This is a genomic window from Enterobacter sp. BIDMC 26, from assembly GCF_000534435.1.
Classification (GTDB): domain Bacteria; phylum Pseudomonadota; class Gammaproteobacteria; order Enterobacterales; family Enterobacteriaceae; genus Enterobacter; species Enterobacter ludwigii.
The window spans coordinates 3,217,416-3,237,662 of the sequence record NZ_KI973182.1; the positions used below are offsets into that span (position 1 = coordinate 3,217,416).

The following is a 20,247-nucleotide window of genomic DNA, read 5'->3' on the forward strand; positions in this document are numbered from 1 at the left end:
TTTAACAGGGTAAACCTTAACAACTTCTTAAGGGAAAAATTTATTTATTATTACTGTACAGCAGGCTGATGCAGAGGGTTTACTGACGTTATCAAGGAGGGAACATGCGCATTTTACTGGTTGAAGACGACAAGTTGATCGGCGATGGCATCAAGGCGGGTTTAAGCAAAATGGGCTTTAGCGTGGACTGGTTCACCGACGGAAAAACCGGCCAGACCGCGCTTCATTCTGCACCGTATGATGCCGTAGTGCTGGATCTGACGCTGCCGGAAATCGACGGACTGGAGATTCTGCGCGCCTGGCGCGAAAGCGGACGCCGCGAGCCGGTATTGATTCTGACGGCGCGGGATGCGTTGAACCAGCGTGTCGAAGGGCTGCGTCTGGGGGCGGATGATTACCTGTGCAAGCCCTTTGCACTGATCGAAGTGGCTGCCCGCCTTGAGGCGCTGGTGCGCCGAAGCCACGGCCAGACCCGCAGCGAGTTGCACCACGGAAAGGTCACGCTCGATCCCTCCAGTCTCGTGGCCACGCTGGACGGCGAAACGCTGACGCTCAAGCCGAAAGAGTTCGCCCTGCTGGAGCTGCTGATGCGTAACGCGGGCCGCGTGCTGCCGCGCAAGCTGATCGAAGAAAAGCTCTACACCTGGGACGACGACGTCTCCAGCAACGCCGTTGAAGTCCACGTCCACCATCTTCGTCGTAAACTGGGCAGCGAATTTATCCGCACCGTGCACGGTATCGGCTATACCCTGGGTGACGCATGAAACTGACCCAACGCCTGAGCCTGAAGCTGCGCCTGACGCTCCTCTTTTTAGTGCTGTCGCTGACGGCGTGGTTTGCCGCAAGCCTGGTCGCCTGGCAGCAGACCACCCACACGCTGGATAAGCTGTTCGATACGCAGCAGATGCTGTTTGCCAAACGGCTGTTGACCATGGATCTGGATGAGATCCGGGCCCCCGAACGGATGCGTGAGATCCCCAAAAAAGCGAAGCACGGTCGTCTGGATGACGACGCGCTGGCCTTCGCCATCTACGCCACCGACGGCAAGATGATGTTAAATGACGGCGAAAACGGGCGGGACATTCCGTACCACTATCGCCGCGACGGGTTTGATAATGGACGGCTACAGGGCGACAACGACGAGTGGCGTTTTTTATGGCTCACCTCACCCGACGGGAAGTACCGCGTGGTGGTCGGCCAGGAGTGGGAGTATCGCCAGGAGATGGCGGTAGATGTGGTCAGCTCCCAGTTGACCCCGTGGCTGGTGGCGCTGCCCCTGATGCTGTTGTTGCTGATCGTTTTGCTGAGCCGGGAGCTGAAACCGTTAAAAAAACTGGCGCAGACCCTGCGCTCCCGCTCACCGGATGCCACCGACGCGCTTCCGACTCAGGGGGTTCCCACTGAGGTGCGCCCGCTGCTCGACTCGCTGAACCATCTGTTCACGCGAACTCAGGAGATGATGACCCGCGAGCGTCGTTTTACCTCAGATGCCGCGCACGAGCTACGCAGCCCTCTCGCGGCCCTGAAGGTGCAAACCGACGTGGCGCAACTGTATCAGGACGATCCGCAGGCGCAGCAAAAAGCGCTGGCGCAGCTGCATGCGGGTATCGATCGCGCATCCCGGCTGGTGGATCAGCTCCTTACGCTGTCGCGTCTGGACTCGCTGGATAACCTCGACGATATCGAACCGATCGTGATGGCCGATCTCCTGCAGTCGGCGGTGCTGGATATCTGGCATCCGGCACAGCAGGCCGGGATTGATATTCGTCTGAACATTCATGCCCCACAGGTCACACGTCAGGGCCAGCCGCTGCTGCTGAGCCTGCTGGTGCGTAACCTGCTGGACAACGCCGTGCGTTATAGCCCGCAGGGCAGCGTGGTGGACGTCACGCTGGACACCCGGCGTTTTACCGTGCGTGACACCGGCCCCGGCGTTTCCACCGATGCGCTGGCGCGTATTGGCGAGCGTTTTTATCGCCCACCGGGACAGGATGCAACGGGTAGCGGCCTGGGGTTATCTATCGTCAGGCGCATTGCCGCCCTGCATGGTATGCGCGTCGCGCTGGGCAATGCGGCAGAAGGTGGCTTCGAAGTGAAGGTCAGCTGGTAAGGGATTATTGCGTTTAATGCAAAAGACTTTGCACATTTTGCTCATTTAACCGCATCGCTCGCGCGCGTAAAATCCTCGCCATACTTTCATCTTCGAGGACACCTCATGAGCAACATTCTGATTATCAACGGTGCAAAAGAATTTGCGCACTCTAAAGGCCAGCTGAATGACACCCTGACCGAGGTCGCGGACGGTTTTCTGCGCGACGCCGGGCATGATGTTAAGGTCGTGCGCGCGGACAGCGATTACGATGTCAACGCGGAAGTGCAGAACTTCCTGTGGGCTGACGTGATTATCTGGCAGATGCCTGGCTGGTGGATGGGTGCCCCCTGGACCGTGAAAAAATACATGGATGATGTCTTCACCGAAGGCCATGGCGCACTGTACGCCAGCGACGGTCGCACCCGCTCCGACGCATCCAAAAAATACGGTTCTGGCGGCCTGATTCAGGGCAAAAAATATATGCTGTCCCTGACCTGGAACGCACCGCTGGAAGCGTTCACCGAGAAAGATCAGTTCTTCGAAGGGGTGGGCGTTGACGGCGCATATCTGCCGTTCCACAAAGCTAACCAGTTCCTCGGAATGACGCCGCTGCCAACCTTTATCGTTAACGACGTCATCAAAATGCCTGACGTCCCGCGCTATATCGCAGAATATCGCAAGCATCTCGCGGAAATTTTTGCTTAACTGGTAACCTGGAATTAGAAGGAGTTAACCATGCTTACTGTTATTGCTGAAATCCGTACTCGTCCAGGCCAACATCACCGCCAGGCGGTGCTGGATGAGTTCGTGAAAATTATCCCCACCGTACTGAAGGAAGAAGGCTGCCACGGCTACGCGCCGATGGTCGACGCCACCACCACCGCCAGCTTCCAGGCTACTGCCCCAGACTCGATCATTATGATTGAGCAGTGGGAAACCGTGGCCCATCTTGAAGCCCACCTGCAGACCGCGCACATGAAAGCGTGGAGCGACGCGGTGAAGGGCGATGTGCTGGAAACGCATATCCGCATTCTGGAGCAAGGGGTGTAAGTTTACCCAGTTCCTGATTCCTGCCCTCCCCCTTTCGGGAGAGGGTCAGGGAGGCATATTACCAGTACAACTTCCAGCTTTGGGTAAACCTGACCAGCGCCTCCACGTAGAAGTAGTCCCCCCAGCTCGCGCACTCGTCCACGCCTTTATTGCTTGCCAGATGATAAACGGAGTGCTTCAGCAGCCCAGTTCCCTTCTCATCTTTGCCCATCAGGTAGTGTTTCGTCAGTGACGACATCATTCCTTTTGCCCATTCAGAATACCGCTCGCGATCCGGGTCGGTCACCGGCAGATGCTTCACCAGCTCCAGCAGGCCACATACCGCAATCGCCGCCGAGGACGCGTCGCGTAGCGCATCCGTGCCGACCAGCGCCAGGTCCCAGTGGCAGACGTAATCTTCCGGCAGACGGTTGAGGAAGTAGTTCGCCAGCCGTTTCGACAGGGCAATCATCGTCGCATCACCGGTATAGATATAGCTCAACAGGAAGCCGTAAATTCCCCACGCCTGCCCGCGCGACCAGCAGGAGTCATCGGCATAGCCTTGCTGAGTATTGCCGTAGCGCGGCGCGCCGGTGTGCACATCCATATAGTAGGTGTGGAACGTTGAGGCATCTTCACGGATAAGGTACCTCGCTGCCTGCATCACGTGTGCTTTGGCGGCATCGGCAAAGCGCGGATCGCCCGTCTGTTCGCTCGCCCAGTAGAGCAGCGGCAGGTTCATATTGCAGTCGATAATCATCCGCCCGGCCTGTTCCGGGTCAGCCAGATCGCCCCACGCCTGAATAATCTTTGCCTTCTCGTGGAAGCGCTCCAGCAGCGCCTCCGCCGCCAGCAGCGAGAAGCCACGCGCCTCACGGTTACCGGTCAGTCGCCAGGCCGCCACGCAGGAGAGCGTATACAAAAATCCCAGATCGTGGGTGTTAGTGTCGTGGCGCCCGGCGATACGCAGGCCAAACGAGCGCACATGTTTTTCCGCCATCGCGCGGAATTTCGCTTCGCCGCTCATCTCCCACGCCAGCCACAGCTGCCCGGTCCAGAAGCTGGTGGTCCACTCCACGTTGTCGGTCAGCGGATAAAAACCCTGCTGGCAGGTTTCCGCCGGGAACTGCTCACCAAACGCCGTTAAATGGCGGCTAATCAGCGCGAGGACATGGTCGCGCGCTGAACTCAGTTCATCGCGGAATACGCGCGAATCAACGGGCTCGGGGATAGCGGGCAGGCGTTCCTCTGCGATACGACTTAACATATTTCGGTTCCTTCTTTGACGGCTTAATTATCGTGATGAGGGTTCTGCTACGTTCAGCGCGCGGGGGCCGCGCCATTTACTCTGGCAGGCAGATAACGTAAAGGCAGAAATAAACGTGAAGATCAGCGCCGTGGCGCCCATGATGATATAGGTGTTCTCGAAACCGATGCGGTCATACATATAGCCGGCAGGCGACGAGACCACGACATTGCCGACGTACAGCATCGCCTGATATCCCAGCAAATACATGGTGGCGTTAACGCGCTTATCGAAATGTTCGGCAATATATTTAAAGACGGAGACCAGCAGCAGACAAATTTCCAGACCGTACAGCGGCTTAAGAATGGAAATTAACAGATGTGAATCACACAGACCGGAAATAATCAGACGCGCACCGACCACCAGCCCGACAATTAACAGCCCTCGTTTGGCGCCAATAGCGTTCACCAGCAGCGGGATCACCATATACATGACAAACTCCATTCCCGACTGCACGGTCCCCAGATAACCAAACACCGCATTGCCCTGGTGAATATCATCAAAGAAGGTCACGAAATAGCGCGAAAACTGCTGCTCGGCGATAAACATCATCCACGCCACACCGGCCACGTACAGACAGAAGGCCCAGAATTTACGGTTACGCAGCAGCGCGTAAACGTCTGACGGGGCAATTTTCTCTTTCGTCAGCACTTCGCCGGCATGTGCGGAGTTAGTGTTCACTTTCAGGCTCAACAGGACAATCAGCATCACCACCGATGCCACGCTGCCCATAATAAAGTTATACGCTGGGGAGAGATTAAACAGCAGGCCGGAGAAGGAGGACGCCACTGCCCAGCCAAGGGAGCCCCACATCCGGATCTGACCAAACTCCATGCCGTTTAAACGGCTAAAACGGTCAGAATAGGATTCGCACGCCGCCACGCCCGCATACCAGGCAAAGCTTAAATAGAGTGCGCCAATAATAATCCCCAGCAGCGTGTTGGACATTAACAGCGGCTGATAGACATAAATAAAGAACGGCGCCATCAGGGCAGACATTGCCACCACAAAATAGAGCAGGTATTTGCTCATGCCGATCTTATCGAGAATATAGCCATAAATGGGCTTCAGAATGACGGAGAAAATACCGTTCACCGCAAATACCGTACCAATCACCGAACCACTGAGGTTCGCTTTCTGGCCTAACCAGATAGCCAGCAGGCCAATACTGGCAGACCAGGTAAAGAAATAGAGAAATATAAAACTGCTGATTTTGTAATATTCAGTTCTGTTTGTTGTAGCGGTCTTTTTCATATCATCCTCGCCGACGTGTAGGGTCAGAGTTTTTATAATGAGAACGACAGCTGTCGCTCACTGCCGGGCTCGCGGATAACAACCCGGTTCTCGCTGATATTCAGTTGTGGGACTGCCATAACCGGCTGGCTTTCGCCGGCGACGGCGGCACAACAGAGCCAGCTCTCCCCCTGCGCAAGCGTGGTTTTCAACAGCGGAATGGCAGCGCATTCCGGGAACATGATGCTGCTGTTCGGCGGTGTGACGATGCTGTCCGGTTCACGGTTAATCACCGGAGAGAGATCGACCAGCACGCTGGTGCCATTACCGGCGACAAGCCAGCATCCGTTCTCACGGATCTGCGGTTCGGTGTTCATCACCGCAAATCCGCCCTCCGCCGTATTCAGTCGACGGGCGCTGTTGATACGGTGCAGGCGCAGGTGCCACTCACCAAACGGCACTTGCCAGGTTTCGATATGGACGTCATGCCACGGAGACCAGCGTGAGTAGAGATAATCTTCAGTGATCCGCACCGCTTCACATTCGCGGCGCCCGCGGAAATAGTTATCCCCGTCTGCCAGCAGCAGCATGGAGTCGCAGGCGGCATGTTTCAGGCCAAACCGTCCGCGCTCAATCGTGAAACCAAAGCGGCTGGAGTAGGCAAATTTGGTGTATTTGGCTTCCGTATTCACGTAGTTATTCAGCTCAAGCTGCCCGGCGGTAAGCAGGGTGACGTGCTGCGACTGACCGGCATGCATCAGGATCTGCAGTGCATGCGGGATGACGCGTTTTTCCGCAAGCGCGGGCAGTGGCTGCTCTTCAGCCTGCCAGAACGGATGGTCCTCCGGCATCGCCAGAATCAGGTAAGTTTTCAACGCCCAGTATGGCGAGCCGGGGGCGTTATAGTCCTCACACATCGCCAGGTTCGGATAAGCAAAACCGAGGGTCAGAATACCGTCCCGATCGGTGATGGGCTGTTGCTGCCACCAGCGCAGATGGCGCAGCACGATGCCCTTCACAATCCCCGGCGTGAACACCTCCAGACCGGAAAAGGCGACGGCACTCCAGAAGGCGACCATTGCAAAGCGATAGGTCAGACTGCGACCAAACGGTACCGAGGCACCGTCGGCGGCTGACCAGTAGATAAAATCTTCGGCGAACAGGCGCGAACGCGCTCGCAGCACCTGCGACCTCTCCTCGTCACCGTTCAGGGTGGCATAAATCAGGCCGTAGAAATGAAATGCCATCGAGATGTAATAATCTTTCGGCCGCCCCGGCCCGTCGGAATACCAGCCATCGCCCAGATAATAGGCCTCCATCATTGCAAACCGTCGGTCAATCGCCGTCTGGTCATACGGCAGGCCAGCGCGCTTAAAACCGAGCTGCACCATAATGGCAAAGTAGTTCCAGTTGCTGTCCGGCATTTGCGCATGGGCGATCTGGTTGAGCCATGCGTGCAGGTTTATGACCTCGCGCCCGGTGAAGTGCGCGGTGAGTTTATCCCCCAGCAGGGCAAGCCCCAGACCGTAGGCCGCCATCTCGACCAGACGCTGATCGTAGGGGCCGGTTTCGCCCCAGTAACCGTCACTGTGCGGATCGGTGCCGAGTTTGATCGCGGTAAGGTATTTTTCGCAAAAGGGGCTGGCATCGCCGGATGCCAGCAGCGGAAACAGCCCCCATAGCGCACGTGAGAGTCCCTCCATCTGCGCGATATCCGTGCTGTAATGCGCACAGGTTTCACCCAGCGAAAATCGTGAACTGCCCGGCGCAAACGCTTTATCCAGCGCACTCAACAGAGTATTCAGTGACGCCACGATATCCTGGCGTGAAGACAACGGATTTGATTTTTCTTTATTTGCCGCCCACATACGCTCACCCTCGTAATCAACTGCGGCAAAGCATAGTGAATCCACACGGGGCAGAAATGTTAGCCATGTCACAGCTAAGAGCGATGAATAAACCCACAGTTAAGAAAATTTAAAAAGGTGGTTTATAAAGAGATTCTGACGGGAAAAAGTTGAGTTTTATTGCACTATGCGCGACACGCCAACATCCGATCATCTGGAGCTGATTACCTTAAATGACACCGTGGTGTCGTTTAGCCGCCTGTTCGCCAATACGGTGCGCTATCACCACTGGCATCAGTGTCTGGAAATTCTCTATGTGGAAGAAGGCTTTGGCGTGGCGATTGTCGATAACCGTCACTACACCATGCGCCCCGGGCGGCTGTTTTTCTTCCCACCGTTTACCCTGCATAAGGTGATGGTGGACGAGAAGGCAGAGGCCCTTTACAGGCGCACCATTATTCATCTCGACCAGCATGCCGTACTGAAAACCCTGCGTGATTTTCCGCAGGCTCAGCAGCGTCTGCAGAAGCTGTCTCGTCGTGGTGGCGAGGCCTGGGTCGCTGACCTGGCGCATTGCCAGAAGCATATCGATTATCTTCTTGGCTGTTATCAGCCGCCGCTGAACAGCGAAAACATTGCCGGGCTGTTGATTAGCCTGTTTGCCATGCTGCCGGATGATAACGACGGTGCCCCGGGGAGCAGTCAGGGGGTGGCAAGTCAGGTAATGTTTTGGCTGGATGAGCACTATCGGGAGAAATTTCGCCTGGATGCGCTGGCGGCTGAGCTGGGAAAATCACGCAGCTATGTATCGCGAAAATTCCATGCGGAAACAGGCGAGAAGATCCACGACTATCTGAATACGCTGCGGCTGCGAAAAGCCTGCGAGTACTTGCTGCACAGTGATGCCAGCGTGCGTGAGATTGCCGCGCGGGTGGGATTTTCAGATGTGACGTGGTTTATCAGCGCCTTTAAAAAAGGGATTGGCGAGACGCCGCTGCAGTACCGGAAAAATCATGGCGCGGCGTGATCCCCTCACCCGCTCTTCTTGCCCGGTTTTAACCCGCGATGAAATTCGTTAATGCGCTTCATCGACCTGATGGTGCGCTGGGGCTCCGTTGACGCTACAGATAAAATAATCATCTCCAGACACAGCAGTACCGTGCCGTGGAGCGGAATTTTGCCCTTTTCACCGCCGCGCGGAACGTGGATCACCACGCTGGCCTCTTTGCTGAAGCGCGAGTCCGTAGCATTGGTCAGCAATATCGTGGGAATACCCAGCCGTTTCGCTTCACGCAGCGTGGTTTGTCCTTCCCGGTGGGCCGATTTTTGCGCCATCATCACCAGCACGTCGCCGCGCTGTAAGGCTATCAGTTGCTCTGCCAGACCAATGCCGGTGCGGTTGAGCGCAATAGCGGGCAGGCCGATACGGCTGAACAGCCGGGAAGTGTACTCGGCCAGAATGCCGGAAGCCCCAATCCCAAAGATCGCGACCTGACGTGCCTGCGCCAGCAACGACACCGCCTGCGCCATTGCGTAGCGGTTGTGCGGCTCGGATAGCACGTCACAGGTATGCTGATGCCCTTCCAGCACAAAATCGATGCTCGCGTTCACGTCGCTGGTGAGCGTATTCACCGTGGTGGACATTTTTTCGCTGGAGGAGACCACCGGCCCAAACCACTGCTCCAGAGTCTGCTTCAGGTCACGCAGCCCGGCAAAGCCAAGAGCCTGAATGGCGCGAACCACCGTAGCGTCCGAGGTTTTCAGCAACGCGGCAATCTCCATCGCCGTCTGCTCCATCACCGCTTCGCGGTTTTCATTGATGTAACGCGCAACCTGCAGCAGGCGCGGCGTGAGCTGGTGCCCCCGCGAGCGAAAGCGGTCGCCATAGACATCAACCCGGGCTTTGTCTTTTCTGATCACTGTGACGCCTCCGGCAGCGGTCGACCGGCAATCTGCGACTGCACCTGGGCGGCCATCAGGCCTAAGGAGGCAAAGGAGTTCGAGATGGCCTCTTCACGGGAGATCAGTACGTAGTGGCCGGTGCGACAGGCATTGAGGAACTGACACCAGCCAGGCATCACGGCATCCATCGCTGCCAGCTCATCCTGCGGTTTGCCGCCGGTATCCCCGCGCCAGGTGGCAAAGACAAAATCTGCATCCAGCTCGGGCAGACGCTCGGCGCTGACGTCAATTCGACCGCCGTCAGGGATGGACTCAATCAGCGGCGGGAATGTGAATCCTGCGTCGCGCAGCACGCGCCCCAGCGAGTGGTAGCTGTGCATGGCGTTGATTTTGCCCTGGTTGGCCTGTATCACCGACACGGTGATGTTGCGGGTGTCGATGGTCGCTTTCAGGGCGTTAATCTGCTCCAGATAGCGACGTTCAAGGATCTTCAACCGGGCTTCCGTGCCCGTGAGCTGTGCCAGCTTGCGGTAGATCTCCGGCGCGCCGCCATCGAGATGATCGATACTCACCGTCGGGGCAATTTTCTCCAGCTGTTCAACCGGCGTGTTACGGGTCGGTTCGGTGATGATCAGATCCGGCTTTGCAGCGGCGATGGCCTCGATGTCAATATCCGCGGAGCCGATAAATTTGATGTCGGCGTTATCAAAATCAACGCCCGTCAGCATGCCGCTGGCGCGCAGAAAATGGCTACCGTCCGGCCGCGTGCGCCCGTGGCTCGCCACTGGCGGCACGCCGAGCTCAATCAGCGGAATGGTGATATCCAGATCGTGCAGCGAGACAATTCGCTTTGGGTGAAGGGGCACAGTCACCTTGCGGTTCAGATCGTCGGTAAACGTCTGCGTCGGCTCCGCCGCACTCACGGTAAACCCCACCAGCAACAACATCGAAAAAAGTATACGCATCACCATCCCCTAAAATCTGTCCCGTCGCTGCCAGAGCAGCAGCAGGAAAAACGGTCCGCCAATCAATGAAATGACTACGCCTGCCGGCAGCTGCAGCGGCAGGAAAGCCAGACGTCCGACGTTATCTGCCAGCAGAACCAGCAGCGCACCCAGCACGGCACTTCCCGTCAGCAGCGCGGTTTGTCCGCCGCGCAGCAGCAGGCGTGCCATATGTGGCGCAATCAGTCCCACAAAACCGATACTGCCCACGCAGGAGACGCAGGCCGCAGTCAGCACCACCGGGGCAAGCACGCGCAGCAGCGCCAGACGCGAGGTGTGTACGCCAAGCCCCGTTGCGGTGGGGTTGCCCATCAGGGCCACGTCTGCGGCGCGCGCGGTCAACAGCAATAGCACAAATGCCGGCAGCGTCCAGGCTGCCGCAATGCCTACCAGCGTCCAGTTTGCTGCATGCAGGCTTCCCGCCAGCCACAGCATCGCCGTCTGCACGTCACGCACGTCGGCGGTGGTCATAAAGACCCCCATTGCCGCGGCAAACGCCCAGGAAACGCCGATCCCCGTCAGGATAAATCGCGGCCGCGAAATATCGCGCGCCAGCGCCACCACCAGCAGCGCGGTGAGTATGCCCCCCGCCATTCCCGCCAGCGGTCGCCAGGCCAGGCTGAGCGCCGGGAACTGAAAAATCAGCACCAGCACCGCCGCGCTACATCCCTCTTTCACGCCGATAAGCCCCGGGTCGGCAAGGCCATTACGGGTGACAGACTGCATCGCTGCCCCCGCCATGCCAAGCATGGCACCGCATAACACCGCCATCAGCAGACGCGGCAGACGGATATCCATCACGATGTAGCGCGTATCCGCCTCCAGACTTTGCGGATACAGCAGCGCCCGTCCGATGACCGACGTCGGGATCGGCAGCGAGCCGTGCGTCAGGCCAAACCCGAGCAGGATAAAGGCCGCGAGCGAAATCAGCGCAAGGCAGGCCAGCGCCCTCGGGCGTACCAGCGTAGAAAAGGTGCCAATACGCAACGCGCGCAGTCCGGCCCGGCTCATTTGAACGCCCTCGAGGCCATAAAGATAAAGACGGGAGCACCGACCAGCGCGGTCATAATGCCGGTCGCCAGTTCATAAGGGGTAAACAGCGTGCGGGCGGCGAGATCCGCCAGCAGCAAAACCAACCCTCCACACAGGGCTGAAAGCGGCACCATCACGCGCAGATCCACCGTCACCAGACGCCGTATCAGCTGTGGCACCACGAGGCCAATAAAACCAATCGGCCCGGCAACGGAGACTGCCGCGCCGCACAGCAGCGCAATTGAAAGCAGCGCGAACAGGCGCGTCCTGAGAAGCGATACGCCAAGCCCCTGGGCCATCCGGTCCCCCAGTGCCAGCATATTGAGTGACCGCGACAGCCAGAGCGCAAGGGCGAAACCCGCGCCAGCGGCCCACGAAGCGCTGCGAAGCGTCCCTTCTGTTATCCCCGCCAAATCCCCCGCCAGCCAGGTGCGTAAGGCGAGAAGCGTCTGCTCATCAAGGATCAGGACCGTGGCGGTAATCGAGGAGGCGAACGCCGACATCGCCACCCCGCACAAGGTGACTTTCATCGGCGTCAACCCGGTGCGTCCCGAAGAGGAGAGCATCAGTACCAGCAGAAACAGCCCGGCGGCGCCGGTGGCGGCAATCAGCGGGCGACCAAACGGCAGGGTGAACCCGAGTGCGCTTGTCAGCACGACAGCCAGCGCGGCGCCGGCATTCAGCCCCAGAATATGCGGCTCGCCCAGCGGGTTACGGATAACGGACTGCAGCAAGACGCCTGCCACGCCAAGTGCAGCGCCGGTCAGCATGGCCGCAAGGAGGCGTAACAGGCGCAGCCTGATAATGATGTTATGGTCGAAATTGCGCGGGTCGAAATCGACAAAAGCCTGCACGACCGTCAGGGGAGAAATAACGCGCGCGCCCGTGCCCAGGTGTGCAATTGCGCCCATCACCAGCAGCAGCGCAAAGAGCAGAAAAGCCAGTGACGTTCGCATCATGATTTTTCTGCGACCTGGCGAAACGGCATGAAGAACGGTTTGCCGGTGAGCGGATTAACTGACATATGTACGTCAACCTCAAACACCGCTTTGATCAGTTCCGGCGTACAGGTATCGCCCTCGTGAAGCACGCCCTCGACTTTCCCCTGGCGTAAAAAGACCAGGGAATCACCGTAGTTCACCGCAAAGTTAAGATCGTGCAGCACCACCACGACGGTGCGCCCGTGCTGGCGGGTCAGCGTATGCAGCAGTTCAAGGATTTCCACCTGATAGCGGAGGTCAAGAAACGTTGTCGGCTCGTCGAGCAGGATATAGGGCGTTTGCTGCGCCAGCGCCATCGCAATCCAGCAGCGCTGACGCTGGCCGCCGGAAAGGCTTTCCACCGGCAAATGGGCAAACTCCGCCGTACCGGTCAGGCGCAGTGCCTCTTCCACGGCCTGCTCGTCTTCGTCACTCCACTGGCGCATAAAATTTTGCCAGGGGAAACGCCCGCGCGAAACCAGCTCAAACACGGTTAACCCTTCCGGCAACAGCGGTGACTGCGGCAGAATGCCCAGCTGACGGGCGACCGCTTTGGTTGGCTGTTGATGAATGGCTTTGCCATCCAGCAGCGCAGCTCCCCCGAGCGGTTGCAGCAGACGTGCGATCGTGCTCAGTAGCGTGGATTTTCCACAGCCGTTCGCGCCCACCAGAACGGTTATTTTCTGTGGGGGGATCGCAAGCGAGATCTCATCGACGATGATTTTTTTCTGATAGCCAGCAGAGAGGTTCTCAAGAACCAGTCCTGACTTATTCGTGTTGTGAGCCACGTGAACGCCAACTTAATAAAAAACTAACAAATAAAAATAAAACTCATTCTCTTTTGAGAGTTTGCCGCTGCGCCATGTAGTAGTCAAGAGAAGAAACACCCTTAAAACCCCAGGGTTATCGTGCAGAAATGGGAAAACCGCTAAACGCATTAATTAGTTTATTTTCAACAAGTTAATTACTTACCACGCTAAGTATCAGAGGGGACATGCTGCTGTAGTCGATTTTTGCTTTTTTCCATTTACTACTACATCAGCGCATGATTGAATGATTCTCAATTACATGTTCGATGCCAGCGATGGCTAACGAGCAGACCGTAAAGGGCAATGACTCACACATTCTTCCGTGACGCTTCATTCGCGGGATATTTCGGGAAAACAGATGTAATGGCTACGTTCACTCCTTCACTCTCTGGGGTAAAAGGGCGCGCGCTCTTTTCACTGCTGTTTATGGCGCCGCTGGTGCAGGCAGCAGACAACACCGCGGCTCAGGACGGCGAAACGCTTACCGTCACCGCCGATCCTAATGCCGTGGTCGATGCCACCAACGGCTATCAGCCGCTGAACACCTCCACCGCCACGCTGACCAACATGCCGATGCTGGATATCCCGCAGGTGGTAAATACTGTCAGCGATAAAGTGCTGGAAGATCAGCACGCTACCACGCTGGATGAAGCCCTCTATAACGTCAGTAACGTGGTGCAGACCAACACGCTGGGCGGCACGCAGGATGCGTTTGTACGCCGTGGATTTGGCGCGAACCGCGACGGTTCAATCATGACCAACGGCCTGCGCACCGTGCTGCCGCGCAGCTTTAACGCGGCCACCGAGCGTGTGGAAGTCCTCAAGGGACCGGCCTCAACGCTGTACGGCATCCTCGATCCGGGAGGGCTTATCAATGTGGTCACCCGACGTCCGGAAAAACAGTTTGGCGGTTCGATCTCGGGCACCTCCTCAAGTTTTGGCGGCGGTACCGGCCAGCTCGATGTCACAGGTCCCATTGAAGGAACGCGCCTGGCTTACCGCCTGACGGGCGAGTACCAGGACGAAGATTACTGGCGAAGTTTCGGCAAGGCGCGCAGCACCTTTATCGCGCCCTCGCTGACCTGGTTTGGTGATGACGCCACCGTGACCGTGCTCTATTCACATCGTGATTATAAGACGCCGTTCGATCGCGGCACGATCTTCGATCTCACGACCAAACAGCCGGTGAATGTTGACCGTAAAACCCGATTTGACGAGCCGTTCAACATTACCGATGGCCAGTCCGATCTGGCGCAGCTCAACGCGGAATACCGCCTTAACAGCCAGTGGACAGCGAAGTTCGATTACAGCTACAGCCAGGATAAATACAGCGATAACCAGGCGCGGGTGATGGCCTATGACGCGAAAACCGGCAACCTGACCCGTCGTGTGGATGCGACGCAAGGCTCAACGCAGCGCATGCATTCCACCCGTGCAGACCTGCAGGGGAACGTGGATATCGCGGGCTTTTACAATGAGATCCTGACCGGCGTGTCGTATGAGAATTACGACCTGCTGCGCACGGATATGATTCGCTGTAAGAATGTAAAAGATTTCAATATTTACCATCCGTCTTACGGCAATCTGAGCAAGTGTACGACCGTTTCCACCGCGGACAGCGATCAGACGCTCAAACAGGAGAGTTACTCCGCTTACGCTCAGGACGCCCTGTACCTGACGGATAAATGGATTGCCGTCGCCGGGCTGCGTTATCAGTATTACACCCAGTACGCGGGCAAGGGCAGACCATTCAACGTCAATACCGACAGCCGCGACGAGCAGTGGACGCCGAAGCTGGGGCTGGTCTATAAGCTCACGCCATCCGTCTCGCTGTTTGCTAACTACGCCCAGACGTTTATGCCGCAATCGTCCATCGCGAGCTACATTGGCGACCTGCCACCAGAAACGTCCAATGCCTACGAAGTCGGCGCTAAATTTGACCTGTTCAACGGTATTACCGCCAACATCGCGCTGTTTGATATCCACAAGCGCAACGTGCTGTACACCGAAAGCGTGGCGGGTGAAAACATTGCTAAAACCGCTGGCCGCGTGCACTCACAGGGCGTGGAAGTGGATCTGGCAGGCTCTCTGACCGAGAACACCAATATTATTGCCAGCTATGGCTACACCGATGCGAAAGTGCTGGAAGACCCGGATTACGCCGGCAAACCGCTGCCAAACGTGCCGCGCCATACCGGTTCGCTGTTCCTGACGTACGATATTCACAATGTCATCGGCGGGAATACCCTGACAATTGGCGGCGGTGGACACGGCGTGAGCCGTCGCTCCGCGACCAACGGTGCGGATTATTATTTGCCAGGGTACGTTGTTGCTGATGCCTTTGCGGCCTATAAAATGAAGCTACAGTATCCGGTGACGCTTCAGGTCAACGTGAAGAACCTGTTTGATAAGACCTACTACACCTCGTCGATTGCGACCAATAACCTCGGCAACCAGCCAGGCGATCCGCGTGAAGTGCAGTTTACGGTGAAGATGGAATTTTGATGTAAAAAAGCCCGGTGGCGCTAGCGCCTACCGGGCCTTCGTTCCATCCCCTCTCCCGGTGGGAGAGGGGTAAAGAGAGGGCATCAGGCCTCAATATCCGCCATATCGCCTTTTTCCTGCAGCCAGTTGCGTCGGTCTTCCGAACGCTTCTTGGCAAGCAGCATATCCATCATGGCGTTGGTTTGCTGTTCGTCTTCGTCGCTGATGGTCAATTGCACCAGGCGGCGGGTGTTTGGATCCAGCGTGGTTTCGCGCAACTGCATCGGGTTCATCTCGCCCAGCCCTTTAAAGCGCTGCACGTTCGGTTTGCCCTTCTTACGCTTGAGCTGTTCCAGTACGCCCGCTTTTTCCTCTTCCGTCAGCGCGTAGTAGACCTCTTTGCCGAGGTCGATACGGTAGAGCGGCGGCAGCGCCACGTGGACGTGACCGTTTTTCACCAGCGTCCTGAAGTGCTTCACAAACAGCGCGCACAGAAGCGTAGCGATGTGCAGACCATCGGAGTCCGCATCCGCGAGGATACAGATCTTACCGTAGCGCAGCTGGCTCAGATCGTCGCTGTCCGGATCGATGCCGATCGCAACGGAGATATCATGCACTTCCTGCGAGGCCAGCACTTCATCCGACGACACTTCCCAGGTGTTCAGGATCTTACCCTTGAGCGGCATGATCGCCTGATATTCACGATCGCGCGCCTGCTTGGCAGAGCCCCCTGCCGAGTCCCCTTCCACGAGGAACAGCTCGGTGCGGTTCAGATCCTGCGCGGTACAGTCCGCCAGCTTGCCCGGAAGCGCCGGGCCACTGGTCAGTTTTTTACGCACCACCTTCTTGGCGGCACGCAGACGACGCTGGGCGCTGGAAATGGCCATTTCTGCCAGCATCTCGGCGGCCTGCACGTTCTGGTTCAGCCACAGGGTGAAAGCATCTTTGACCACGCCGGAGACGAACGCCGCACACTGACGTGAGGACAAACGTTCTTTGGTCTGACCGGCGAACTGTGGATCCTGCATCTTCACCGACAGAACGTAGGCGCAGCGATCCCAGATATCTTCCGCCGACAGCTTCACGCCGCGGGGCAGAATGTTGCGGTATTCGCAGAACTCGCGCATTGCATCCAGCAACCCCTGACGCAGACCGTTGACGTGCGTACCGCCAAGCATGGTCGGGATCAGGTTGACGTAGCTTTCGGTCAGCAGCTCGCCGCCTTCTGGCAGCCACAACAGCGCCCAGTCCACCGCTTCCGTATCACCGGTGAAATTACCGACAAACGGTTTTTCCGGCAGGGTTGGCAGGCCGTTAACGGCTTCGCACAGATAGTCGTTTAGACCGTCTTCATAGCGCCAGGTCTGTTCGGTGTTGTTGACGTTATCTTTAAAGGTAATTTCCACGCCAGGGCACAGTACCGCTTTGGCTTTCAGCAGGTGCGTCAGGCGTGAAACAGAGAAACGAGGACTGTCGAAGAAGCTTTCGTCAGGCCAGAAGTGGACGCTGGTCCCGGTATTGCGCTTGCCGCACGTGCCGACGACCTGCAGATCCTGCACCTTCTCGCCGTTTTCAAAGGCGATGTTATACACCTGACCGTCGCGGCGGACGTTGACTTCCACGCGTCTGGACAGGGCGTTAACCACGGAGATCCCCACGCCGTGCAAACCACCCGAGAACTGGTAGTTTTTGTTGGAGAACTTACCGCCCGCATGAAGACGACAGAGGATCAGCTCAACGGCTGGCACACCCTCTTCCGGGTGGATATCCACCGGCATGCCGCGTCCGTCGTCGATGACCTCCAGCGACTGATCGGCATGGAGGATGACGTCAACGCGTTTGGCATGGCCAGCCAGCGCTTCATCCACACTGTTATCAATAACTTCCTGGCCCAGATGGTTTGGGCGTGTCGTATCGGTGTACATCCCAGGGCGGCGGCGAACCGGCTCAAGCCCGGTGAGTACCTCAATGGCATCAGCGTTATAGGTTTGCGTCATGATTTAAACTAGCAGTTCGCATTGATTGTCAGTGGCTGTGCAGTCCAAGAAAATCGACAATCTGGGTGAAATGATTCTCAAAGCCCGTGAAAGCATGGTTTCCGCCTTCTTCTATAGTCTGGCGGCAGGATGCGTAATACGCCACTGCCTGGCGGTAATCCAGCACTTCATCACCCGTCTGTTGCAGCAACCAGATAAGATCGGGCGCTTCAAGCGGGTCTACCTGCATAACTTTGAGATCGTAAATATGGCGTGACTCTAGCACATATTGTTGGCCGGTGTAGGGGTTCTCGTTTTGCCCGAGAAAGTCCCGCAGCAGCTCAAATGGCCGAACCGCCGGGTTAACCACCACCGCAGGCAGCATAAAACATTGCGAGAGCCAGGTGGCGTAATATCCGCCCAGCGAAGAACCGACCACGCCGAACGATTCGCCGCCGTGTTCCATCACTACCGATTCCAGCATTTCTGCGGCTTCCGCCGGGTAAGGCGGCAGTTGAGGGATAATCATCTCAACGTGCGGGTGATGTTCGCTCAGCCACTGGCGAAACTGCGTCGCTTTCGCAGAGCGCGGCGAACTGTTGAATCCGTGCAGATAGAGGAGCGTAGACATCAATAGCCTTCTGAAGCGGTGTCCGGGCGGAATTTTGCGCCGGTTAAACGGCAGACTTCCGTGGTGAGCAGGCCATCGGGATGCAGTTCGAGCCAGCGCCAGCCCGGTGCGATGGTGTCCAGGGTAAAGTTTGCGCAATGCGGCTTGAACTGAACGCAGGTCGAGGGTGTGGCCAGCAGTCGGCGGCCATTCCAGTCGAGATCCTGTTCCTGATGAATATGTCCGCACAGGAGATTCTGCACCCGCGGGAATTTCGCCAGCACTCTGTCCAGCGCGGCAGAGTTGCGCAGGCTGTGTTGATCAAGCCAGCTACAGCCCGCCGGCAAAGGATGATGATGCAGCAACAGCAGCGTATGACGTTCAGGTTCGGCAGACAGTTTGGTCTCAAGCCAGTCGAGTTGAAAGTCGCTTAACTCACCGTGTGGGACGCCAAAGACCTGGCTGTCCAGCAGCAGGATCTGCCAGTGGTCACCCACAAAAACACATTTTGCCGGAGAGATCCCCGCATCCTGCAGCGAGCTGTACATGGCAGGCTGGAAATCGTGATTTCCCGGTAGCCAGACGCAAGGCACGCTAAAACTCGCGATGCCTTCAGCGAAATGCTGGTAGGCCGCGGAGGATTGGTCCTGCGCCAGATCGCCCGTCGCGACAATCAGATCGCATGGGCGATTTTCAGCGTGAATGGCGCTAAGTACCGCCTGATAGCTCTCCCAGGTATTCACCCCAAGCAGAGTTTCATGCTTTTCGGCAAAAAGGTGGGTATCGGTGATTTGTAATATCCTGACTGGTGCCCCACCAGCAACAGTCAGGTTCAACAGGCTTTCCAAATGGTGTCCTTAGGTAGGTTTATGACGCTAACAAACCGGAATCGCCATTGCTCCATGTGCTAAACAATATCTTAGCCAGTCGGCTAAAAACTGGTTAATTTGATGCTTTTCGTCGCGTTGATGCAACTTTTTATTCGGATAATCATACCGCGCTTTGAAGCGAAAGATCTGCTGGCTTGAACACACTTCAGCGACCATCGCGTCATGGTAAAGGCGCACCGTCATCGACGGCAGGCTCCAGTAGCTAATGCTGGGCGCCGTTTGTTCAATTTCGACAAGCGTAGTGTAGCGCGTTGATTCTGTTATCGTTAATCGATACTGCGCGTTGCTCACCTGATAGCTCACCGTTTCGCCGGGTGCGTCGTTTTTCGGCAGCAGGCGGCGCAATTGTGCGAAATTGGTTTCGCACAGGCGCATCATTTCTGGGAAGTCAGGTGTATAACGCTTCATTTTTTCCACTCGTTTCGTAAAGTCTGATAATGCAGTTGCAGCCATTGCAGAGCGATGACAGACGCTGCGTTGTCGATTTTCCCCTCTTCTACCCACTGATAAGCCTGCTCCCGACTCACCACATGAACCCGAATATCTTCGTTTTCATCTGCCAGACCGTGGATCCCTTCCGCCGTCGTGGCGTCCACTTCGCCCACCATAATGGACAAGCGCTCGCTGGTGCCGCCTGGGCTTGCCAGATAACTCAGCACCGGTTTTGTCCGGCCAACCACCAGCCCCGCCTCTTCCAGCGCCTCGCGGCGGGCAACGTCTTCGACCGATTCGCCCTCTTCAATCATACCGGCCACCATCTCCAGCAGCCAGGGGCTGGCGCTGACGTCATACGCGGCAATGCGGATCTGCTCCACCAGCACGACTTCATCACGCACTGGGTCAAAGGGTAGCAAGACTGCCGCATGCCCGCGCTCAAAAATTTCGCGTCTGATTTCACCGCTCATTTCGCCGTTAAACAGGCGATGCCTGAAACGGTAAAGTTCCATTGAAAAAAAACCGCTATAAAGCGTTTCTCGTGCAATAATTTCTACATCGTTTTTCGCGAATGTCACGGGCAAGTTTTCTGGTTTTTGCATGAGTCGAGTCCTGGTA

General features: G+C 57.0%; 19 protein-coding genes. 6 read left to right on the forward strand and 13 right to left on the reverse strand.

Annotated elements, in window-relative coordinates; all coding sequences use genetic code 11:
* Nucleotides 1-104: 104 nt before the first annotated feature.
* From qseB to L462_RS08270, 4 genes are all read left to right on the forward strand, one after another.
* Nucleotides 105-764, forward strand: coding sequence for a quorum sensing response regulator transcription factor QseB (gene qseB, locus L462_RS08285; RefSeq protein WP_020883652.1), 660 nt, complete (start codon nucleotides 105-107; stop codon nucleotides 762-764).
* Nucleotides 761-2,110 (forward strand): quorum sensing histidine kinase QseC, encoded by a 1,350-nt coding sequence (gene qseC, locus L462_RS08280; protein ID WP_032678972.1) that lies wholly within the window; start codon nucleotides 761-763, stop codon nucleotides 2,108-2,110. Before qseB ends, qseC begins: the two co-directional genes overlap by 4 nt.
* 105 nt (nucleotides 2,111-2,215) lie before the next feature.
* Nucleotides 2,216-2,797 (forward strand): NAD(P)H-dependent oxidoreductase, encoded by a 582-nt coding sequence (locus L462_RS08275; protein WP_014171626.1) that lies wholly within the window; start codon nucleotides 2,216-2,218, stop codon nucleotides 2,795-2,797.
* Between the two features lie 30 nt (nucleotides 2,798-2,827).
* The gene (locus L462_RS08270; RefSeq protein WP_014171627.1) at nucleotides 2,828-3,142 is read left to right on the forward strand and encodes a putative quinol monooxygenase; all 315 of its coding nucleotides are present in this window, start codon (nucleotides 2,828-2,830) and stop codon (nucleotides 3,140-3,142) included.
* A gap of 58 nt (nucleotides 3,143-3,200) precedes the next feature.
* Here L462_RS08270 and L462_RS08265 read toward each other — a convergent pair whose 3' ends face one another.
* Genes L462_RS08265 through L462_RS08255 form a run of 3 tightly spaced genes read right to left on the reverse strand, consistent with a single transcriptional unit; the run spans nucleotide 3,201 to nucleotide 7,528 of the window.
* Nucleotides 3,201-4,388, reverse strand: a complete 1,188-nt coding sequence (locus L462_RS08265) for a glycoside hydrolase family 88 protein (RefSeq protein WP_032678974.1) — start codon at nucleotides 4,386-4,388, stop codon at nucleotides 3,201-3,203.
* A 27-nt stretch (nucleotides 4,389-4,415) separates the two neighbouring features.
* Nucleotides 4,416-5,681: an oligosaccharide MFS transporter gene (locus L462_RS08260; RefSeq protein WP_025203155.1), complete on the reverse strand. Its 1,266-nt coding sequence runs from the start codon at nucleotides 5,679-5,681 to the stop codon at nucleotides 4,416-4,418.
* A 32-nt stretch (nucleotides 5,682-5,713) separates the two neighbouring features.
* Nucleotides 5,714-7,528, reverse strand: a complete 1,815-nt coding sequence (locus tag L462_RS08255) for a DUF2264 domain-containing protein (RefSeq protein WP_032678975.1) — start codon at nucleotides 7,526-7,528, stop codon at nucleotides 5,714-5,716.
* 166 nt (nucleotides 7,529-7,694) lie between these two features.
* Here L462_RS08255 and L462_RS08250 point away from each other — a divergent pair, with 166 nt between their 5' ends.
* Complete coding sequence (locus tag L462_RS08250) at nucleotides 7,695-8,534, forward strand: AraC family transcriptional regulator (protein ID WP_020883647.1); 840 nt, start codon at nucleotides 7,695-7,697, stop codon at nucleotides 8,532-8,534.
* Nucleotides 8,535-8,539: 5 nt separating this feature from the next.
* Here the strand turns inward: L462_RS08250 and L462_RS08245 are convergent, their stop codons facing one another.
* The 5 genes from L462_RS08245 to L462_RS08225 are packed head-to-tail and all read right to left on the reverse strand — an operon-like array spanning nucleotide 8,540 to nucleotide 13,213.
* Nucleotides 8,540-9,427, reverse strand: coding sequence for a MurR/RpiR family transcriptional regulator (locus tag L462_RS08245; protein WP_014171632.1), 888 nt, complete (start codon nucleotides 9,425-9,427; stop codon nucleotides 8,540-8,542).
* A complete protein-coding gene (locus tag L462_RS08240; protein WP_032679733.1) occupies nucleotides 9,424-10,374 on the reverse strand; it encodes an iron-siderophore ABC transporter substrate-binding protein in 951 nt (316 codons plus the stop codon). Before L462_RS08240 ends, L462_RS08245 begins: the two co-directional genes overlap by 4 nt.
* 9 nt (nucleotides 10,375-10,383) lie before the next feature.
* Nucleotides 10,384-11,424: a FecCD family ABC transporter permease gene (locus tag L462_RS08235; protein ID WP_032678977.1), complete on the reverse strand. Its 1,041-nt coding sequence runs from the start codon at nucleotides 11,422-11,424 to the stop codon at nucleotides 10,384-10,386.
* A complete protein-coding gene (locus tag L462_RS08230) occupies nucleotides 11,421-12,404 on the reverse strand; it encodes a FecCD family ABC transporter permease (RefSeq protein ID WP_032678978.1) in 984 nt (327 codons plus the stop codon). Before L462_RS08230 ends, L462_RS08235 begins: the two co-directional genes overlap by 4 nt.
* On the reverse strand, nucleotides 12,401-13,213 hold the full coding sequence (locus L462_RS08225) for an ABC transporter ATP-binding protein (RefSeq protein WP_014171637.1): 813 nt from the start codon (nucleotides 13,211-13,213) through the stop codon (nucleotides 12,401-12,403). The genes L462_RS08230 and L462_RS08225 overlap by 4 nt, the downstream gene beginning before the upstream one ends.
* A 384-nt stretch (nucleotides 13,214-13,597) precedes the next feature.
* Between L462_RS08225 and L462_RS08220 the strand changes: the two genes are divergently transcribed.
* The gene (locus tag L462_RS08220) at nucleotides 13,598-15,739 is read left to right on the forward strand and encodes a TonB-dependent siderophore receptor (protein ID WP_032678979.1); all 2,142 of its coding nucleotides are present in this window, start codon (nucleotides 13,598-13,600) and stop codon (nucleotides 15,737-15,739) included.
* Between the two features lie 83 nt (nucleotides 15,740-15,822).
* On the opposite strand, the gene parE is transcribed toward L462_RS08220, so the two are convergent.
* The 5 genes from parE to nudF are packed head-to-tail and all read right to left on the reverse strand — an operon-like array spanning nucleotide 15,823 to nucleotide 20,231.
* The gene (gene parE / locus L462_RS08215; protein WP_020883640.1) at nucleotides 15,823-17,715 is read right to left on the reverse strand and encodes a DNA topoisomerase IV subunit B; all 1,893 of its coding nucleotides are present in this window, start codon (nucleotides 17,713-17,715) and stop codon (nucleotides 15,823-15,825) included.
* A gap of 28 nt (nucleotides 17,716-17,743) precedes the next feature.
* On the reverse strand, nucleotides 17,744-18,325 hold the full coding sequence (yqiA, locus tag L462_RS08210) for an esterase YqiA (protein WP_025203008.1): 582 nt from the start codon (nucleotides 18,323-18,325) through the stop codon (nucleotides 17,744-17,746).
* A complete protein-coding gene (cpdA, locus tag L462_RS08205; RefSeq protein ID WP_014171641.1) occupies nucleotides 18,325-19,152 on the reverse strand; it encodes a 3',5'-cyclic-AMP phosphodiesterase in 828 nt (275 codons plus the stop codon). Before cpdA ends, yqiA begins: the two co-directional genes overlap by 1 nt.
* Nucleotides 19,153-19,179: 27 nt before the next feature.
* Nucleotides 19,180-19,602, reverse strand: a complete 423-nt coding sequence (locus L462_RS08200) for a DUF1249 family protein (protein WP_014833293.1) — start codon at nucleotides 19,600-19,602, stop codon at nucleotides 19,180-19,182.
* On the reverse strand, nucleotides 19,599-20,231 hold the full coding sequence (gene nudF / locus L462_RS08195) for an ADP-ribose diphosphatase (RefSeq protein ID WP_014171643.1): 633 nt from the start codon (nucleotides 20,229-20,231) through the stop codon (nucleotides 19,599-19,601). Before nudF ends, L462_RS08200 begins: the two co-directional genes overlap by 4 nt.
* Between the last annotated feature and the right edge of the window lie 16 nt (nucleotides 20,232-20,247).

What these genes read in the sequence shown, in the direction of transcription:
- qseB (WP_020883652.1), top strand. Translation starts at nt 105, where the DNA reads ATGCGCATTTTACTGGTTGAAGACGACAAGTTGATCGGCGATGGCATC.
- qseC (WP_032678972.1), top strand. Translation starts at nt 761, where the DNA reads ATGAAACTGACCCAACGCCTGAGCCTGAAGCTGCGCCTGACGCTCCTC.
- L462_RS08275 (WP_014171626.1), top strand. Translation starts at nt 2,216, where the DNA reads ATGAGCAACATTCTGATTATCAACGGTGCAAAAGAATTTGCGCACTCT.
- L462_RS08270 (WP_014171627.1), top strand. Translation starts at nt 2,828, where the DNA reads ATGCTTACTGTTATTGCTGAAATCCGTACTCGTCCAGGCCAACATCAC.
- L462_RS08265 (WP_032678974.1), bottom strand. Translation starts at nt 4,388, where the DNA reads ATGTTAAGTCGTATCGCAGAGGAACGCCTGCCCGCTATCCCCGAGCCC.
- L462_RS08260 (WP_025203155.1), bottom strand. Translation starts at nt 5,681, where the DNA reads ATGAAAAAGACCGCTACAACAAACAGAACTGAATATTACAAAATCAGC.
- L462_RS08255 (WP_032678975.1), bottom strand. Translation starts at nt 7,528, where the DNA reads ATGTGGGCGGCAAATAAAGAAAAATCAAATCCGTTGTCTTCACGCCAG.
- L462_RS08250 (WP_020883647.1), top strand. Translation starts at nt 7,695, where the DNA reads ATGCGCGACACGCCAACATCCGATCATCTGGAGCTGATTACCTTAAAT.
- L462_RS08240 (WP_032679733.1), bottom strand. Translation starts at nt 10,374, where the DNA reads ATGCGTATACTTTTTTCGATGTTGTTGCTGGTGGGGTTTACCGTGAGT.
- L462_RS08235 (WP_032678977.1), bottom strand. Translation starts at nt 11,424, where the DNA reads ATGAGCCGGGCCGGACTGCGCGCGTTGCGTATTGGCACCTTTTCTACG.
- L462_RS08230 (WP_032678978.1), bottom strand. Translation starts at nt 12,404, where the DNA reads ATGATGCGAACGTCACTGGCTTTTCTGCTCTTTGCGCTGCTGCTGGTG.
- L462_RS08220 (WP_032678979.1), top strand. Translation starts at nt 13,598, where the DNA reads ATGGCTACGTTCACTCCTTCACTCTCTGGGGTAAAAGGGCGCGCGCTC.
- parE (WP_020883640.1), bottom strand. Translation starts at nt 17,715, where the DNA reads ATGACGCAAACCTATAACGCTGATGCCATTGAGGTACTCACCGGGCTT.
- yqiA (WP_025203008.1), bottom strand. Translation starts at nt 18,325, where the DNA reads ATGTCTACGCTCCTCTATCTGCACGGATTCAACAGTTCGCCGCGCTCT.
- L462_RS08200 (WP_014833293.1), bottom strand. Translation starts at nt 19,602, where the DNA reads ATGAAGCGTTATACACCTGACTTCCCAGAAATGATGCGCCTGTGCGAA.
- nudF (WP_014171643.1), bottom strand. Translation starts at nt 20,231, where the DNA reads ATGCAAAAACCAGAAAACTTGCCCGTGACATTCGCGAAAAACGATGTA.